Raw genomic sequence first — 2,000 nt, forward strand, 5'->3', positions numbered from 1 at the left:
CAGGACCAGATAAATTATCAAATAGAAATTATGGAAATGTCCCAAAGTATCTAAAAAGTTACATGGCCAATGCGAATAATATGACTTTTTATGTTCAGGATTATGTAGATGAACAACATCCACAACTACTGGATATTTATAAAATTTTTGAAAGAGAACTTCTAGTTGTAGATAAAGAAGGTAACACTCTTTTTAAAAGGCGCATGTATCAATCGGAAGGTACCTCATTAGTTGGTTTAAACAATTACCATGATTATGAAAATGAAAAATTCCAATGGGCAGGACAATTATTCAAAGATTTACCCCCAGTGGTATTTGGTTTTGAATGGTTTTCATTTAGCTGTGAAGGCCTCGATTTTATTGTGCCTTACAGGGACGGAATAGAATTTAAATGTGATAATCGCCATTAAATGAAACTTTCAAGACATTATCTTGTAAAAATTAACACAAGTGCCTTATTGTTAGTAAAAGGTATAATAAAAATAAATGTAACAGGAAAGCACACAAAGTGTGCTTAAACAGTGAATCAGACAACCAGTAGCCTAACGTTGTCTTATAAAAAGTGCATAGGAAATAAAATGAAAAAGCAGTTATATTTATTATTGATGAGTTTTATCACATTGTTATTACTCAGCAATTGCAGCACCAACACCAATTCGGATAAATCTGAAACATCTGGATCGAACATAGAAGTAATAAAAGATGTCGAGATATATTATGTGGAGAGCGTCGAATATCTCGACCCTGATAGGATATTTTTTCATGTATCGTTATCGGAAACTTTACCGCCCGATGCTGACAAGAAAATACTACCTGCCAATCTAACCCCCAAAAAATATACATTAACCGACAAAGAACGTAAATTGTTTATGAAAATGGCAGGGATTGCAGAAGATGCGTATTTCTGGATTTATGATTACACAAACAATCAGCTCTACTCCTATCCAATTTTATCTATGGAAGCAACGGCGATATTAGATTCTTATAGATCCGATCGTTCGCCTCCTTATAATACGGAAGATTTTCGAATTGGATTCGACTTACCGCAAGATTTATTGCCAAGATTTCGTTCAAATTATGATTTATTCGTTTCTATAACAAAAGACAATCCTTTTGCACAAGAACAACTTACACCACTTGATTGGCGGTTAATTCCAAATGCAAATTATCCGGATACAGGACCAGATAAATTATCAAATAGAAATTATGGAAATGTCCCAAAGTATCTAAAAAGTTACATGGCCAATGCGAATAATATGACTTTTTATGTTCAGGATTATGTAGATGAACAACATCCACAACTACTGGATATTTATAAAATTTTTGAAAGAGAACTTCTAGTTGTAGATAAAGAAGGTAACACTCTTTTTAAAAGGCGCATGTATCAATCGGAAGGTACCTCATTAGTTGGTTTAAACAATTACCATGATTATGAAAATGAAAAATTCCAATGGGCAGGACAATTATTCAAAGATTTACCCCCAGTGGTATTTGGTTTTGAATGGTTTTCATTTAGCTGTGAAGGCCTCGATTTTATTGTGCCTTACAGGGACGGAATAGAATTTAAATGTGATAATCGCCATTAAATGAAACTTTCAAGACATTATCTTGTAAAAATTAACACAAGTGCCTTATTGTTAGTAAAAGGTATAATAAAAATAAATGTAACAGGAAAGCACACAAAGTGTGCTTAAACAGTGAATCAGACAACCAGTAGCCTAACGTTGTCTTATAAAAAGTGCATAGGAAATAAAATGAAAAAGCAGTTATATTTATTATTGATGAGTTTTATCACATTGTTATTACTCAGCAATTGCAGCACCAACACCAATTCGGATAAATCTGAAACATCTGGATCGAACATAGAAGTAATAAAAGATGTCGAGATATATTATGTGGAGAGCGTCGAATATCTCGACCCTGATAGGATATTTTTTCATGTATCGTTATCGGAAACTTTACCGCCCGATGCTGACAAGAAAATACTACCTGCCAATCTA

General features: G+C 33.3%; 3 protein-coding genes. All 3 read left to right on the plus strand.

Going from position 1 to position 2,000, the window contains the following annotated elements; genetic code table 11:
* Positions 1 to 410 (plus strand): hypothetical protein (locus A9G10_RS12775; RefSeq protein WP_065558447.1); only part of this gene is annotated, 410 nt, incomplete at its 5' end.
* Between the two features lie 168 nt (positions 411 to 578).
* Complete coding sequence (locus A9G10_RS04620) at positions 579 to 1,586, plus strand: hypothetical protein (protein ID WP_065558448.1); 1,008 nt, start codon at positions 579 to 581, stop codon at positions 1,584 to 1,586.
* A gap of 168 nt (positions 1,587 to 1,754) precedes the next feature.
* Positions 1,755 to 2,000: hypothetical protein (locus tag A9G10_RS04625; protein ID WP_143425954.1), on the plus strand; the 246-nt coding region annotated here is incomplete at its 3' end.

This window comes from Gilliamella sp. wkB308 (genome assembly GCF_001690185.1).
GTDB lineage: Bacteria > Pseudomonadota > Gammaproteobacteria > Enterobacterales > Orbaceae > Gilliamella > Gilliamella apicola_I.